The organism is Spiroplasma endosymbiont of Megachile willughbiella (assembly GCF_964273395.1).
In the GTDB taxonomy this organism is placed as follows: domain Bacteria; phylum Bacillota_I; class Bacilli_A; order Mycoplasmatales; family Mycoplasmataceae; genus Spiroplasma_A; species Spiroplasma_A apis.
Genome location: NZ_OZ187005.1, coordinates 393,796 through 411,700, shown reverse-complemented (window position 1 = coordinate 411,700; position 17,905 = coordinate 393,796). Strand labels below are relative to the sequence as shown.

The 17,905-nt window shown below is 28.2% G+C and carries 10 protein-coding genes; all 10 read right to left on the bottom strand.

What is annotated here, in order from left to right; all coding sequences use genetic code 4:
- Positions 1-4: 4 nt before the first annotated feature.
- The 10 genes from ACI2WZ_RS01870 to ACI2WZ_RS01825 all read right to left on the bottom strand — a co-directional run bounded on the left by ACI2WZ_RS01870 (position 5) and on the right by ACI2WZ_RS01825 (position 17,905).
- Positions 5-784: a hypothetical protein gene (locus ACI2WZ_RS01870; RefSeq protein WP_500245072.1), complete on the bottom strand. Its 780-nt coding sequence runs from the start codon at positions 782-784 to the stop codon at positions 5-7.
- 26 nt (positions 785-810) lie between these two features.
- The gene (locus tag ACI2WZ_RS01865) at positions 811-2,049 is read right to left on the bottom strand and encodes a replication-associated recombination protein A (protein WP_500245071.1); all 1,239 of its coding nucleotides are present in this window, start codon (positions 2,047-2,049) and stop codon (positions 811-813) included.
- Between the two features lie 64 nt (positions 2,050-2,113).
- Positions 2,114-4,495: an endopeptidase La gene (gene lon, locus ACI2WZ_RS01860; RefSeq protein WP_023789148.1), complete on the bottom strand. Its 2,382-nt coding sequence runs from the start codon at positions 4,493-4,495 to the stop codon at positions 2,114-2,116.
- Positions 4,496-4,598: 103 nt separating this feature from the next.
- Complete coding sequence (gene tig / locus ACI2WZ_RS01855) at positions 4,599-5,888, bottom strand: trigger factor (RefSeq protein WP_500245070.1); 1,290 nt, start codon at positions 5,886-5,888, stop codon at positions 4,599-4,601.
- Between the two features lie 54 nt (positions 5,889-5,942).
- Positions 5,943-6,476, bottom strand: coding sequence for a hypothetical protein (locus tag ACI2WZ_RS01850; protein WP_041612578.1), 534 nt, complete (start codon positions 6,474-6,476; stop codon positions 5,943-5,945).
- Positions 6,477-6,607: 131 nt separating this feature from the next.
- Positions 6,608-7,963 carry a hypothetical protein gene (locus tag ACI2WZ_RS01845; RefSeq protein WP_500245069.1) on the bottom strand — a complete coding sequence of 452 codons (1,356 nt, stop codon included), beginning with the start codon at positions 7,961-7,963 and terminating at the stop codon, positions 6,608-6,610.
- 88 nt (positions 7,964-8,051) lie between these two features.
- A complete protein-coding gene (locus ACI2WZ_RS01840; protein WP_500245068.1) occupies positions 8,052-9,278 on the bottom strand; it encodes a hypothetical protein in 1,227 nt (408 codons plus the stop codon).
- Positions 9,279-9,480: 202 nt separating this feature from the next.
- On the bottom strand, positions 9,481-11,289 hold the full coding sequence (locus tag ACI2WZ_RS01835; protein WP_500245067.1) for a hypothetical protein: 1,809 nt from the start codon (positions 11,287-11,289) through the stop codon (positions 9,481-9,483).
- A 208-nt stretch (positions 11,290-11,497) separates the two neighbouring features.
- A complete protein-coding gene (locus ACI2WZ_RS01830) occupies positions 11,498-13,459 on the bottom strand; it encodes a hypothetical protein (RefSeq protein ID WP_500245066.1) in 1,962 nt (653 codons plus the stop codon).
- 9 nt (positions 13,460-13,468) lie between these two features.
- Positions 13,469-17,905, bottom strand: coding sequence for an ABC transporter permease (locus ACI2WZ_RS01825; RefSeq protein WP_500245065.1), 4,437 nt, complete (start codon positions 17,903-17,905; stop codon positions 13,469-13,471).

Sequence of the window (17,905 nt, the reverse complement as noted above, 5' to 3'; positions counted from 1 at the left end):
TTTTTTAAATGAGAATCATCATTGTTATAATTATTGAAATTAATCCAACGGGTAATAAAAATCAACATAATCATAGTTTTGATTTCCACTTAGATGCATATCCTTCTTTTCTAATTTTTGGTTTCTTTTCTTTTTTTGGAGGAACAATTTTTATTTCTACCTCTTTTTGTGAATTCAATGGAGGTGCTTTTCTTCAATTTGGGTTTTCTTCTATAGGTTTTAACTCTTCGTGTTTTTTTTCATGTTTATGTGGAACTATTTCTTTTGCCTTTTCTAAATCTTCGTCAATTACTTGTTCTTTTTCATTATTAGCCAGTAATGGATCATCAGATTCAGGTAAAATTTCTATCACTCCATTTGTGGAACCTCTCAAGGTGTCAATGAAGTGTTTGGCAACATCTTTGTTAGGTGTTGCAAAAGTTATTCCATTACCAAAACTATCGCTTTGTAGTGAAACGTAATTAAGTCCTTTTGGAGTCTTTGCTAGTTGTAGTTGAATTTTTTCCAGTCGATATGAATCAAAAGGCAAATACCTTATTTGTGTATTACTATCATTATCAAGAACTTCCAATGTAAAAGTTCTTTTTGTGGTTATAAAAACAACTCCTAACATATCATCATCATATCTTTTAAAGCTTGCTCAAAGAGCAGAAAGTACTTCTTCATTTTCGTTGAAGTACGTTTCCATATTACTTCAAACTTTTTCTAGTATGTTCTTGTAATTTGGCATTCAATTGTAACCATTCTTGGCTAAATCTTCTACTATTTCTAAACTGGTTTTCATCTTAAATGCCTCCTTTACTTATTTTATTATTTTTTATTAGTAAATTTATAATAAATTTCTTTTAATTTTTTCTCATAAGCTGAGTGTGGTTTGAATTTAAAATACTCACGGTTTTTTATTTCATTAGGAAGATATTGTTGTTCTACTCAATCATTTTCAAAATTATGAGGATATTTATACCCTAAACCATAACCTAGCTCTTTTGCGTTTTTATAACTAGTATCTCTTAAAAAATTAGGAATTGGTGGTGTATTACCTTTAGCTACATCATCTAGTGCTTCATTAATGGCTAAATACGATGAGTTAGACTTTTCACTTAAAGCCATTTCAATAATAGCCATTCCCAAAACTAATCTTCCTTCTGGCATACCAACTTTTCTAAAAACCTCACATGCTTGGTAAACCCTAGTAGCTATAGCTGGATTTGCCAAACCAACATCTTCATAGGCAATAATTATCATTCTTCTCATCAGGGTTTCGTAGTCACCTAATTCCATAAGTCTAGATCAATAATGTAGTGCGGCATTAACATCACTTCCTCTTATTGATTTTTGTAGCGCACTCTTTAAATCGTGGAATTCATCACCAACACCACTACCTCTAATGTAAGACTTATTAAATATTGCATTTATAATTTCAACATCTATTTTTTGATCTTTGTATAAATTAAAGATGATTTCTATTGCATTAATAGCAACTCTTAAATCGCCATTTGCATAATTACACAAATGTTCAAATGCATCTTTTTCAAATTGCAAGTCTATATGGTTGTTTTTCAATATCTTTACTAAGCCATCTTGCATTTCTTCCAGAGTGATATTATTTAATTTCATTATAGTACATCTGCTTCGAATAGCTGGATTTATGACAAAAAAGGGATTTTCGGTCGTTGTTAAAAATACAGTAATCTCACGTGACTCAATAAACTCTAATAAAAAATCTTGGATGTTACGATTCATTCTATGTATTTCATCAATTAATAAAACTATTTTTTTATTTTTTGAATTTTCCACAATTTTTAAAAGTTTATCTTTTTTGTCATTAGCAGCATTAAAACAAATATATTCTAAGTTCAAGTCATTAGCTAATGAGATAGCCATAGAGGTTTTTCCGATACCTGGTGGTCCATAAAAAATGATGTTAGTTATGAAATTTTTTTCTTTCATTTTATAAATTATTCCGTTTTTTTTATTTAATAAATGTGTCTGACCAACTATATTATCCAAAGAGTTTGGTCTCAACAAGAAACTAAGCGACTTAACCATATTTACCTCCATACACTATATGTATCATACCAAAATAAAAAAACCAATTTCTTGGTTTTTCTAATTAATGTGATGCTTCATCTGGTTTGTTTGAAATTGTTGCAATTGGTAATTCAGTTGTGAACTCTTTTGCTTTTACACCAAAAACGTGTTCATAAACTTGCTCATATTTTTCAACAGGAACAATTTCTAATTCATTTCTAACTTCCTCTGGAATATCATCTATATCCTTAGTGTTTTTAAATGGTATCAATATTTTTTTCAAACCACTTCTATGAGCAGAAATTGATTTTTCTCTTAATCCTCCGATTGGGAAAACTAATCCTCTTAGAGTTATTTCACCAGTCATACCAATATCTTTTGGAACCGGTTTATTTGTTAAGGCTGACACAATTGCTGATGTTATTGTAATACCAGCACTTGGTCCATCTTTTGGAACAGCTCCTTCTGGAACGTGGATATGGATATCGTTTTCTGTGAAAACTTCTTTAGGGATATCAAAGGCTTTATAATTTGCCTTTACAAAGTCATAAGCGATTGTTGCAGATTCCTTCATAACATCACCTAATTTACCAGTTAAAATTAATCCACCTTTACCAGGGAAATGATTTACTTCAATTGGAAGAATATCTCCCCCGAATTGAGTGTAAGCTAAACCAGTTACTACCCCAACTTGTGGTTGTTTTTCTTTTTCAGTGTGCTCAAATATTCGTTTTTTCAATAGCTCGTTAACTACTTGAGGAGTTACTTCAAGTTTTTCTAGTTCTTTATTTAGCATTTTTACTACAAATTTTCTTGTAATAGAAGCAATTCATCTTTCCAATTGACGTACTCCTGCTTCACGAGTATAATGCTTGATTATTTCACTTAAACTTTCCTTAGTAAAGTTTAATTGCTCTTTTGTAACAGCATGATCATCTAATACTTTAGGTACCAAATATTCATCTGCTATTTTTAATTTTTCTATTTCTGTGTAACTAGATAACTCAATAATTTCCATTCTGTCGTAAAGAGCTTCAGGAATATTATCAGGATAGTTTGCTGTTGCAATAAATACAACATCACTTAAATCATATTCTTCTTCTAAATAGTGATCAGAGAATTTTGAGTTTTGTTCAGGGTCTAAAACTTCTAACATTGCAGAAGCAGGGTCACCTCTATAATCACTAGCCATTTTATCAATTTCATCTAGTAAGAAAACTGGGTTTTTAACTCCTGCTTTTTTCATACCTTGAATGATTCTACCTGGCATAGCACCTATATAAGTTTTTCTGTGTCCTCTTATTTCTGATTCGTCTTTAATACCACCTAAAGCAATTTTTACAAAACCTCTACCCATTGATTCAGCAATTGATTTTGCTAAACTTGTTTTACCAACACCCGGAGGCCCAACTAGAGTAATGATTTGTCCTTTAACTTTATTTGTATTTTGTTTAACAGCAAGATATTCGATAATTCTTTCTTTTACTTTTTCTAAACCGTAGTGGTATTTATCAAGTATGTTTCTCGCAAACTTCAAATCAGTTTTTTCTTCTGATTTTTCTCATCATGGAGTTTGCATCATTCAATCAATATATGACCTAATTATGTTAGCCTCACTAGAAGCTGCGGGAAGTCCCTCATAACGATCAATTTCTTGTAAAATTCTTTTTTTAATGTTTTCAGGAAATGGTTCATTATCAAGGCGTGAGCGATATTTTTTCATATCATCTCCTTCACCATCCATATCTCCTAATTCGTCTTTAATAGCCTTTAATTTTTCTCTTAAATAAAATTCTCTTTGTTGTTCATCAACTCTTGATTTTATTTTCTTGCTAATAGAAGTCTCGATGTCAGCAGATTGACGTTTTTCATCTAAAAAGTCATTAATAATTGTAATTCTCTTAACTGGGTCCAATTCTTCTAATATAGCTTGTTTTTTTTCTATTGGCATGAAAGGCATTAAATGTGCTGCACTATCAACTAAATAACTCGGATTTATGTGTGGACCAGTGTCTTTTAGTATGTCTTCCATTTCAGAAGGAAATTCATCTTGAGAAGTAATCATAACTTTGATATATTTTGTTATTTTATCTAATGCAGTTTTATCTTCGTTTTTGTTTAATTCTTTTTCCTCGTATTCTGCAGTGTAATAATCATTTAATTCAATTGATTTAATTTCTGTTCTTGAAATTGCTTTAATATTAACAGTTAAAGTACCATCTTTTCATTCTTTTTTAACGCTAACCTTCGCTAATACTCCAAATGTGAATAAATCTTCAATTTTAGGATCATCTTCAAGTGGTTTTTTTTGCGATACGATTAGGATTAGTCCTTCGTGATTAGCTACAGCTTCTTTAACCGCCAAGGTAGTTTTATCTCTACCAATTTCCAAAACTTGTTCAAATGTTGGATATACATAACTTCCACGTGTTACAAGTAACGGTAATTTTTTACTAATATTCATCTTTCTTCCTCCTATTTCGGTACAAAATTATATTATCACAAATTTTAGCACTTGCAAGGTTTAAGTGCTAAAAAATAAAAAAAAATACATTTTTTTATGTATTTTATCCATTATTTTCATATAAGAAAGTAACTAATTTTTCTCTTATAATTTCTTCTTTAATTTGTTCTTCGGGTAAGATAACATTTTTGATGTAATCTAACTCAAGATTAAATTGACTTGCTAGCATTTGATACTTAGCATCTAGTTCTTCTTTAGTAGCTTCAAATTTTTCGGTATTACGCACTTTATCAGTTACTAAATAACTACAAATTTTACGTTTTGCATCATCAAATAATTCTTCTCTAATGTCAGCATCAGTTAAACCTGTTTGTTTTTTATATTCTTTCATTGTAAGTTTTTGACTTAAAACTTTACTTTCAAACTCTTTAAATAAGTTATCAATTTCTTTGTCAACTACTGACTTTGGTAATTGAATATTTGATTTTTCAATGATTTTATCAATGATTTTATTTACAAAAGTATTCTTTTGAATATTAGTTTTTTGTTCTAAAATTTGTTTTTTGATACTATCTTCTAACTCTTTGTAAGTTTTAATGTTTGGTAGATTTAAATCCTTTGCCAACTCATCGTCTTTATTTGGTAGAATTCTTTCTTTGATAGATTTGATATTTAATTCAAATTCCGCTTCTTTACCAGATAATTCCTTTGTGTAGTCAACAGGAAAAGTTACTTTTATTTTTGTTTTACCTAACTTTTTACCAATCATAGCATCTTCAAAACCAGGAATCATATTGCCAGAACCAATTATAAATTGGAAATCGGTACCTTTTCCACCTTTGAAACTTACCCCATCAATAAATCCTTCGAAGTCGAACTTTACATTGTCCCCTTTTTTGATTTTATCTTCTGGTCCTCTTTCTTTTTCCATAACAAATTTTTCTCTGTATTGATCGATTGCTTTTTCTAAGTCTTCGTTTGTTACTTCAATTTTCTCTTTAACTAGGTCTTTTGATTTTAAACCTTTGTATTCACTAATCTCTATTTCTGGTCTTAAATCAAATACAAATTCAAGTTCACAAGAAGTTTCAGATACTTTTTTTGGTGTTGGAACCGGTGAATTAAAAGGTTGAATGTCAGTTTTTTGCTCTTTAGCAAAGTCTCAAGCCTTTGATAAAACTGATTGAACTGCTGCATTTAAGTACTTAACTGGTGTTAAATATTGTTCAATTTTCTCTTTGGGTGCTTTCCCAACTCTGAAACCAGGTATTTGAATTTTTGCTGCCGCTTTATTTTTACCTTTAGCAACTGCCTGTTTTCATTCTTCTCCATCAATTGTTACAGTTCATATACCTTGCACATTTTGTGCAGATTTTTTCGCACTAAATTTCATATTATTATTCTCCTTTATAATATTGACAAAATTAATTATATCAAAATAATACGATTATATAATAGTTTTAGCACCTAAGTTTAGCTCCGTTTTGTGAAGGTTTTCCTCTATATCAATAAGTTTTTCCTTGGTAGTTGCAATATAACTTGCATTTTCATCAACTACGGTTGTACGTATAAATAGAACCGCAATGTCACCAATTAACTTAAATAAAAAAGATATTCAGTTTTGAAACTCTATGTGAATTTCTTTTTTGATTTCTTCTGGTCCAAAATCTATATATAAGTTGATTAGTTCTATTAAATATTCTCATTCATTTAACTGAGCTCTTATCTTAAATCCAAAATCATTATCAACTTCTCTCGCTAAATTTAGAGACCCTAAGTTCTTATCGATGGAGTTTAAATAGTTTTTTGATAATAATTTATTATAAGATTTTTGATTTATTTCCATATCCTTTGATAATTGTTTGAATAATTTTTTAATATATTTTCCATGCTCGTTGCTTTTTATTAGATCATTAATATATGTGTTTAATTTTTCTTCGTAATTTGTTGTTTTCTTAAAGTTTTGAATAATAGAATGCAAGCAGCATCAACAACATAGTTCAATATCACATAAATCCGATAGAATCACGCAATTACAACTTTGAATATATTTTGTATCACAATTACAACATTCCATAATGCTCCTTTTAACTTTTCTTTGTTTGAAAGTTATTAACCTTTTATATTATAAAGAAAATTTAGTACTTGTAAAATATCTTCATCAGTATAATCGTGTAAGTTCGAGTTTATTTCTCTTAGTGTTTTGATTATTTCATTTTTATCATCAAATGTAAGGAGATTTGATATTAGTGTCATATCAACCTCAGATAAAGTTTCTTTTGGTTTCATTAATAGATTATTTTCCAGTTCTTGTTGATAGTAAATTATCAATTTCGCTAGTTTATTGAAATATGTATAAAATATAGCCTCAAATAGCTCCAATTTAGTTTTTATTTGTGGTTTAGAATCCGTGTTATTCTTTTTTAGAATGACAAAGTATTCTTCTAATAAAGCATAGATTAAAATGGGTAAGTTCAGAACCAACTTTTTTTCATCCATAGGTATCATTTTATTAATTGTTCTATGATCTTGTGTTATTGCAATAAGCATATTTCTTAATGGTATCTTTCCAGTATCTATTTCCCATCCCCCATTTGATCTAATCATCTCTAATGTAGGACCTCAAATAGAAGTTGTTTCTGATTTAATAAGCTTGAAAATAAGAGTTGTAAAAAACACTCTGATAAGAATGTCAATTGTAACACCAAAATTTCAATATCTTGCGTCGTCAGGTAGGAACTCTATCGAACTCACGATATTTTCGTATTTTAAGTAAATATCTATTGGTTGGCCTTGTAATAAATTTTTTAATGCTATTGTTTCTTTAAACTTTTCGTATTTAATTAAGTTATAAGTTGTTTTTTCTAGATTATTATTGTCCATATTTGACATGAACTTATTTATTGAATTCAACTCTTTGATCAAAATTTTATATTTACTATGATAATTTATTTCTTCATCTTCATTCATGTTTTTTAAGAGCGCTAATAAATTGTTTTTTAAATTTTCATCTTGTTTGAAATTATTATTATAGACCCACATTAAAAAATTAGATTCAATTAGTTTGATGGTTTTATTTCAATCAATGCTAGTTTTTTCAATTATAAATGTATTGTTAAGAGATTGATTATAAATTTTATTTAATTCTTTATTAACGTACTTATAATCTAAATAATAGTTTTTTGCTGGTTTTGTTAAATAATAATTTCGTAAAAGACTTTTAATATTGTCAGCAATTAAAATATCATTAGAAGCTTTTTTATAAGTTCAATTAAAATTTTCAAATGCATTAAAAACTTCTGCCTCAGTATTTAAGTTATTTTTATAAATAAAGCGATAAAACTCTTTAATGTCTAGTGTTATAAGTTCTTTTATAGATTTATCGTGATTAAAGGCTACTATCTCTGCTGAAAGATAACCAATAGTTTTATAAGCCAAGTTTATTGCTTCTGTTGCTGTATAAAACATAATTACCTCCAAGTTAGTATAATTATACATATATTTATGTACTTCAAAATAAAAAAAGCAATTGTGTGGTTTTTTTGTGTATTTAATTTTAATCTTGTTTTTGACTTTCTTTAGTCTCGACTTTATTATTTGATTTATTAGGAGCAACTTTTTTAGGAACGCCCATTTTTTTGTCTACCTTTTTTTGTAGTTTCTTACGTTTTTTTCATAATTTCTTATGCATTTTAGGAGTTGTTTCTTTCAATCAACTTGTTATATTGGAAACATGGTATTTATTTTTTATTGAATTTCAAAAAATGTAGTATTTATTTATTGGATTAATTAATTCATCAATTGGGTATCTGTGGCCATAAAGACTATAGTCTTCAAGTACTAGCTCTTCAATTGTTGGTGTTTTATCGATTTCTTTTATTCAAGTTTCTTTGGAAGTTGTAGTTGGCTTATCACCAGATTTTTGATCTCTTGGATTACCGTAAAGTTCTTTTCACAACTTCTCTTTTTCTCTTTGTTCTTTTTCATAATCTCTTTCCACTGGAGTGAATTGATTATTCTTTGCAGCAAATAGCTTTTCTTCGTAACTCAAAGGCTTCTTATTATCATTTTTAGCTTTTGTTGTAGTACTTGAGGTTTTTTTCTCAACAGATTCAGCTTTATTATCTTTATTTAAAGTTTTTAGTTCGTTAGAAGAGTTTTTATCTTTTATATTAGAATTAATAGCTTTATTCTTTTGAAGCTCTTCTCTTTTTTTCTGATTTTCTTTTCTTTTTTGTTCTGCAAGTTTTTTTGCAGCTTCTTTTTTAAGCAAAGCTTCTTTTTCTTTTTTTTGTTTTGCTAACTTTTCTTCATTTTCACGTTGTAGTTCACGTTCACGAGCTTCTCGCAACATTTTTTCTAATTTATCATTTATCTTTGGTGTTTCAGGTTTATTAAGTTTTGCTTTTTCAGCTGCTAATTTTGCGGCTTTTTTACGTTCTTCGTCAACCTCTTTTTTTATTAGAACTTCTTGGATTTTTTTGATGTTTGATTTTTTTTCACTGAATTCCATTTTTCTCATTTCTAAGAGTAATCTGGTTCTTGTATCTAAGTGTTGGGTATCTTTAGATTTAATTTCAGCTTCTTCTTTAGAAATTAAGAATAAAATAAACTCCATAATTTCTGATCTAATTGCGGGTTCATATAACTCATACTCTTGCGCAAATAAAGCGATGGTTTGTGTAGTAAGTTTTTTCTCAATCAAACCTTTGATTCTTAATTTAGTTTTTTCTGTTATTAATGTGAAGTCCTCGGGACTACTTTTCTTATCAATGACTATCATACTTTTATACCTCGGTTAGTTCTTTCTTTTGTAAAGATAATTTAAAAATGATTTTTTTAGAATGTTGCCTTTAAATATATACTTCATTTTTAGATTAATATTATTCTAATTATAAACTAATAAAAAAATAATTACATTCTTGTTAATTTCATAAGTATGTTATAAAAAAATGGGTTTGTTTAAAACTTTTACCCATCTTTTTCTATTTAAGATTTTCGTTGAATTTTTTGCTAATTCTTTCAACTTTTTCTCTTCTTTTTCTTTCCTCAATTTGTAATAGTCTTTCTTCTTCATCATCTAATCTTGAAAGTTTCTTAGCTTTTTTAGCTAATTTTAATGATTCATCAAATAACTTTTCATCGTGAACTCTTGTAAAGTAAGCTTTCATTTTTAACTCAGTGTTTTTAATTAACTCTTGTTCACGTCTTATTTCAGCATCTATAGATGCGATTTCTGATCTATATTTAGCGTCTCGTTCTACTCTTCTATCACGTTCAAGTTTTAAGACTGTTGCAACTCTTTTTTCTTCAGATCTTCTCATTTGTCGCTCACGCATTAACTCAATAAGTTTTTGGCGTTCTTGCATCCTTCTTAATCGATCTGCTTTTTCAATTGCTTTTAAGTTTAACTCGTCACGTTTTTTAATTCTTCTTAATTCACGTTCCTCAGCAAGTCTTCTAGCACGCGCTACTATGTAACTGTTTGCTCTCTCAACTTTCATCATATTAATTCTATGACGTCTCTCGTTACGAAGTTCACGAAGATATTCAATTTTTTCAGTCATTTCATCAATAGCTTTACCTTCTCGTCTATTTGACTCAAGTAACTCTTGCATTGAAGGTCTTTTCATATAATCATAATTCATGTTGTAATGACCAATTGGTTTTATTTCGTGATAAGGTTTTGATGATTCACCTGTTTTGATATCAAAATTTTGTTTCCCATCAATAGAATTTCTTTCGGTATTAATAAAAACTTCAAATCCATCTTTTGGGATAATGTTTCTTTTATCAGGTTTTATAAGTTCATCCTTTTCATTATATGCGATAGGCTGATTTTTCTTTTTTAGTGTATGAATAGAATTTGGTTGAATTTCAGAATAGTTTTGAAAGAAATCAATTCCAAGTTCTAGTGCTGAGAGATCTTTTTCATTTTCATCTCTAATTGGTTCCACAGCTTCAATATTATTTATAATATTAAACTCTTCTCTTGACATATTTTCATTAGCAACATAACCATTAACATTATTTTCAGTTACTTTTGACTCAGTTTTTGTCTCTTCTGATTTATTTTCATTATCTAAACTACCATTAACAAATGCTAATAAATTCGGATCTGGCTTAGCTTCTTGCGTCATTATCTCGGTCTCTTCATCAACAAATTTGTTTTCTTCAACATTTTGATTGTTTTTAAATGAATTATCCAAAATGCTTTCGGGCTCGATGATTTTTTCTTCTTCTTCAACTTGCATAGTTACATCATTTAAAATATTCTCGATTTCGTGTAAGTTTTTACCAGTTTTAGGAGTTGCTGTAAAATTGAATTGTTCACTAGTTACTTTTGATTGATAACCAGCTCTACTCATAATTTCTTCTTTTGTTAATCTTCCAGAATTGTTTGCTCCTGGAGAAAGTCGAGACATAAAGTCTTTTCTTTTTTCAGCAGGAGACGTAGCAAGTGGTTTAACATCTAGACGTTCTTTTCAACCAGAAATTCCATCTGTAGATTTTTTTTGACCTCTTGTATAATTTTCTCAAAAGAATTTAAACAGTCTGTTAAATTCAGCTTCTCATAGTTGTACCAAATTTATTTTTCTTGGATCTTCATCAGGTAAAGAATCAATTCTTTCAAATGAAGTTATTAATTTTTTATAACTCTCATCAGTTTGTAAATTATATTTATGAATAAGAGCTAAAGACTTTGGACTAAATGGTTGAAATATATATCCAAAACTTTCTACAGATTCTGAATTATTAGTTTTTTTTGATGCCGATTTTTTTGTTGCTGCCATGCCTTATTCCTCCTAATTATTTATAAACAATATTATTATACACTATTTTAGGTCGATTTTCCGTGTTAAGTTAGGTTTGAAGCTATAGCTTATTATATTATTTTATACTAAATGAATTCTTATAACCAACATAAATTGAACATAGTTATTTAAGTTTCTTTAATTTTAAAATAAAAAACTCTCTTTATAAAGAGAGTTTTTTAAAGTTTTATTTTTTTCCATCTTCATCAGAGAAAATCAAATCAAAAGTAATATCATCTTTTGTCATTGTTGTGTATGATACTTCTCCATCTATCATGTAAGATACTTTAAATTGACAATTTCTAAATTTCAGTTTAAAACTATTGTATTTCTGGAAATCGGAAGTTGAAAGACCATAATTAGTTGGGACTCAGTTTTCATTTTCTATTGAATAAAACAAGAAAGAATACTCCCCTTTTAATAATTCAACGTTAGAGTTATCTAAATCAGTTTGGGGAACTCCTAATGACACTAATATTTGTTTTAAACTTTTATTTAGTAGTGTGGACATTTTTAACTCAGGAATTATTTTGTTTAAAGCTTCATTAGCGGTTGACAAGACTTTTTCTCTAATTGTTCCTGCAAATGGCTTAATTAATCCTTTAATGAAATCACTTAGATCAGATTCATCGATTAATTTTATTGCATCGACATCTTCAATAAAATTAACATTCATGTTAGGTGATAAAATTGAGTCTTCAATATTAGTAGCGCCTGATTTCTTAGGTGTGATTATTGAATTAAAGATGTTTAAAGCAATATTTGTAGGATTAAGAAGAATCTTGTTTAATAAATTATCTAAGTAATCATTAATCATTCTATTTCGTCCTGCTACTTCTACTGTATACCAAAATTCAAGTTTGAGGTACCAGTTTCCATTAACACCCCTTTTATTTTTATTAAAACCTATCAGTGCATTAAATAATAAACTATCAATATTTGTCTTAGCTCTTGCTACACTCAAATTATCTTCGTTATTTTTTTTATTTATAAGTTTCAATGCATCACTCATATCATTAAAAAAATAACTTATCATGTTATATACAAAATTATGACTTTTTTTATAATTATCGGTTGAAAATAAGTATTTCAATAGTTCACACATATTAGGTGCGGCACTAATTAGTACATTCATAAGACTTAAATTATTTTTTCCATTAGTATTTCCAATTTCCAGTTTCATATCTTCATTACCTAATGAAGATAAATCTAAACCAAGAGTATCTATTAGATTAATATTTAGAAGGTCTTTAATTTTTACTTTAGTTTTGTTATCCCCTTTTATATTAGGTATTTCGATCTCTTCAGGAAGGCCAAAAGATATCAATAGCTCGCCTAATTTTTTTACAAATTGCTTCAAGTGATCTTTGAATTCATTTTCGAAAGACTCATATTTATTTTTACCGGCCACAGAAGATGGATCAACTTCTGTCAAATTATTTAAATTCATATTAGAAATGCTTTTTATTGGTTTCATAATTTCATCCACCAATGGTATTTCGAATGATGACAATCTATCGAGTAACTCAATGAAACTATACAATGTTCCAAGAGTTATCTTAGTTACTGACCCACCAATATTGAAAGAAAATATAGCTAAATCAACTTTTGCCGAGTTGTAATTACCAACAGTCTCTAAACTATTACCATTTATTAGATTTATCATGCTCATATAGATATCAAAATACCCAGTTGATCATTGGATTGAATTAGTTTTTAGGAGTGTATCTAAATAGTATAAATTAACTCTAGCTTTCCCATATTCAATTTTTATTTCTTTTTTTGTTGTACCATTTGCTTCATAACCTTTCATTATAGGCTTAGTGAATGAGTTATCTTCAACAATTTCTAAATGAAACTTATTATCTTCTAGAATAATTTTTTCTTTCAATTCCTCCAAAAGAGTTGCTTTTAAACCAGCTTCTGATACACCTTCTACTTTAGAATTGATAGTAAATAACTTAGAAGACTCAGCATTAAACTTGTCAACTACTTTTTTTGATGATTCCTTTATATAGCTTCCGTCATTTTTCTCATTTTCATCACCAAAGAGACCATTATAGTCATTTTTTGTACCACAACTAGTCACAATATTTAGTGGTGTAGCAATCAAAGTCATTGATGTAAAAAGTAATAATATTTTTTTCATAATTTCCTCCTAATTATTTATCTGTAACACTAATGTTGGATTAACCCTTGAAATTTGTCTATACCCAAACAGAACGGTAAACAAATAAATAGACATTACTATCACAATTACTAAAATTGGTCATAGATAATAAAAGTTAAATGGTATTACAATAAAGGAATTACTTGAAATTGCATTTATTACCGAGTAAATTGAGAACCAAGCAATCGCAAATCCAGTAAATATTGTGAATGTTAAAGGTGCTAAGTATAATCACAAAACTTGTCCAACTACGTATCTATTTGTATAACCTAGTACTTTCATAGTTGCAATAAATTGTGAGTTTTCGTTAATTATTAAAATAGTTGTTAAGAGAATTATAATTGTCGAAATGAATAATGATATAAAACTAAGAATGTAAGTCATCATTTCAAGTAAACTTCCAAGTTGGTCTAATTTTGCTTTTTGATCATTCAAGGAGATAGTTTCTAGAACACCGGGTTTCTGATAACCCTCTTTAAAACTTGATGTTTTAGTACCATCATTGTTATAGATGGTAGTTTCTTTTCCAATAAGTCCCTGAGTACTATAATCACCAAACTCTTGTGTTCTTGAAGTATTTATCCTTTCATCATTGAAACCGTTATTCAAAGTATACTTGTAATTGAAAACGGGGTATTGGTTTTTAAAGATTTTTCAAAGAATTGAAGCCCCTTCTTTATAACCATTTTTGTCATTATAGTCTTCTGGTAAATTCAAGAAAGTTTTACAAAAGTCATCATAAGGATTTTTAGCGTCTGTGTTATAGATACCGTTTCTTCAAGAAATAACATTATCATCGAAATAAGTTAGTCAATTAATTCATTTTTCAGGAGTTAGATCTTCAAATATATCGATATTGTCAAAGTTTTTCAAAGCATCTTTTTTATATCATTCATTTATGAAGAAATTGTTGAAAAAGAACTTTTCAGCTTCATCATATCCAAGGATTTTATTGGCATTTTCATTAGAAATTCATGATTTAGGTTCACCATATCCATCTTGTATACCAACTACAACAAATTTCTTTTGCCTACTTAATAGCGATGATTTTATATTTGATTTAGAAGCAGCTTCTTGTATTTCGGTTTGATTACTAATTTCAGATAGTGATTTTGGAGCTATACTTTTATCACTAATAGTTGCTGTTTTTATAGATTCATTAGTACTCCACCCAGTATCTGTCTCGTTATATGCATAATAATTTTTGTTATACTCTGTTAAATATTGATTATCACCATTCTTATTTTGAATACCCATTTTTACCGCTTCAAGTGAAATAGGTTCATTTGAATTATTTGTGATTAACTTTTGATTTATAGTTATTTCTAAATTATCTTTCACATTAACTGAGAGTTTTTTAGCAAAAGTTTGATTAACAATTATTGGTATGTACTCCTTATAATTATCATTAAGATTTTTAAATAAGTTTTCTTTAATGTCTCTATTTTGTGAATCTATTAGTGAGACTGCCTTAGTTGAAGGTTCTAAACCAAGAATATTTATATTATTTTTACTATTACCAACTTCAAAAACACCGTGCAACATAGTTCCTAACTCGTCGTTTTCCTTATCAAAAGGAACAACATTATAGGTGATGTTGTAATCTTCATTTTTTAGAAGTGCTTTTTTCGTATTGTCTTGAACTTGACTTGTTTCTTTTTGATATATAGATTGAATAAAAGAGGTTCCTATCTTACCTTCAAAATGAATTCAATATCAGAGTACCAAATATGTATTAATTTCTTGTAACTCATCGATATTTAGATTCTCAAAATCTGTATTTGAAATAGGTTTTCCCTGAAATGATAACTCACTAGTTTTTGAAGAGAAATCGTTTAAGAAATTTTTCAAGAGTTTTGTTCATTTAGTGTTTGTATTATCAATCAACAAACCAACATCTTCAGTAGATGCAAATTTGAATGGTGTTTTAACTTCCTTATTGATAACATCAAAATCGTCAATAATCAGAATTTGAGTATTGTAATCAATTTTTTCTAGCAACTCTGCACTCAATGCGCCATCTTTTATAAAGTTAGAGTTAACTTTTAAAGGTAATGCATTTATGCTTTTTTTATAAAAGTTTATCAACTTTTGAGAAAGTGCAATACCTGCTAGTTTTTTATATTTTGGATCAATAGTATCTTTTACTTCATTTGATTTTTCATAAACAATATTCACTAATTCAGAATAGTCACTTCATTGATTAAGTATCGACGCTATTGCTTTATAAGGTCCAGGGAAATTATTAGAATCTGGTATAGAAATATTGTCCAAGAGTTCTAAATACCTGATTGATAAGTTTTTTCAGTTAGCGTAATTATTTTTTGATAATTCGTTTAACACCAGTTCAGAATCAGGGTTACTTTCAACAATTGGTATATTATATGAATAATAATTTCGACTAACATCACCAACTATTAAATCTTTTAATATTTTATTAAAATCATAAGTTGGTTTGCCTTCGATATCGATCAAAGGATAAGATGTTATATATTTTTGTTTTTTCTTATTTGACTCACTAAAGTCTTCAACAATATTCTTACCATTTAAATAACTTCAGTCATCTTTTTTGTTCGGGTTATATGTTTTCAAAAAAGTCGATGGGTTATTTGCAATTGGGTTTGTATATTCAACAATATCTTGATAATTCAAACCTTTAAATGATTCTTTTTTATTATTAGAAACTATTGTTGGTAACATTACAGAAAATGAAATCAAGATTGTCGAGATAAGTAGAATCAACGTTGAACCTAACACTTTAACCTTAGAACTAATCATTAGCGCAGCATGTAGTTTTGCGCTTTTACTTGATTTTTTATAGAATCCTTTATAAAACCTATCAAGTCAAGAAAGTTTTTGTGATGAATCTCCAACAAGTAAAACGATGGCTTTATTATTCAAAACAAGAAATGCGTTATAAAAAGAAATTAAAACCAAAATCACTATTGCCCCCAATAAGATTACTGGGGCATATTCGGCACAATAAGTAAATTTTCCATAACTTATATTAAAATAACTCGAAAAGGCATTCACAAATACTTCTTGGAGTCCAACCATCATTAAATAAGCAATTATAAAACCACCCAAAGCGACTATGATTGGTGTAATCAAGAAAAAATTTATTAGGTTCATATTGCTGCAACCCAAAGCTTTAAATGTTCCCATCTTACTTTTTGTATCTGCGAGTTGCTTTTTGATAAGTAAAACGGTAACAAACAAACAAACTAAACTAATAATAACCGTTGTAACAGTTGATAATACTTTATAAATATATAAAACATTATTCAAGATTGTTACTCTTGAAAAAAACTTATACGAAGGGTCTTTATTTGAATAAAAAAGTTTCAAATTGTCAGTTGAAATATTACCACTCTTAACTCATTGATTATTAAAAGCAGAAATTTGTTCAATGGTGTTTTTTTCTCTATCTATAAAAGAACCTGAAAAATATATTTCACGTTCACTTTCTGAGTTTGCAACTAGTTTAGCTTTTGAAAAATTATAACTATAAAGATAATATTCTTCTGAAATACTTTCTAAAGTTAATCCAAAAACTTCTGGAGATAGGTAGGCAATCATCTCCTTAGAATTATTGGGTAATGATTTTGTATTATTGATAGATGGATACACAAAATCAATTGATGAACCTGTTCCGATAACTTGGAATCACATTATACTTTTATAAACTGATTTTTCTATCCCATTTATAGGGTCGTTTATATCCTTACCAATTCCGAATGGTAAATCATGAATATCTTTTTTCACCAATAATTGATTTCCATATTGGTCTGGTACTAATCTGATAATATCTCCTAAGAAAATATTGTTTTTCTTAGCAAATGTATCTTGAATTATTATTTGATGCAAAGCTAAACTTTTATCATTAGAGAAATTTTGACCTGAATAAACAACTAGTTTATCAACGTTTATATGCTCCTCTAACTCCTTTTGTTCATTAACTTTAACTATACTTGTTTTGGTAACACCCTTGATATTAAGTTCTGTCTCACCATTCTTTATATTAGTAAATAGTCTACTTTCTGTTCTTGATCAATCAAAAAAATTCTTACCTTTTATTTCACCTTCTTCATACTTTTTACCTTTGTTAGATATTACATTTAATAAATACTGTTGATATAAATCTTGATTTGAGTAATTTAAAATTGTCTCCCCACCGATAATATCATTCTCGTTAAATGAAATTTTAGGGCTTTTTTGAGAATCAACAACAAAATCTCTTAAATTAGATTGAGTTGATAAATTATGATAATTTTTTTCAATCCGTTGGTAAGCAACGTTCATAAAAAGACAAGCAATTAAACTAATGGCTATTAAAAAACTAAGCCCAATTAATTGCAAGGGGTTTTTAAATGAGTTTTTAAAACCAGACTTGATTACTAGTCAACTTAAGTTAGATTTTTTCAT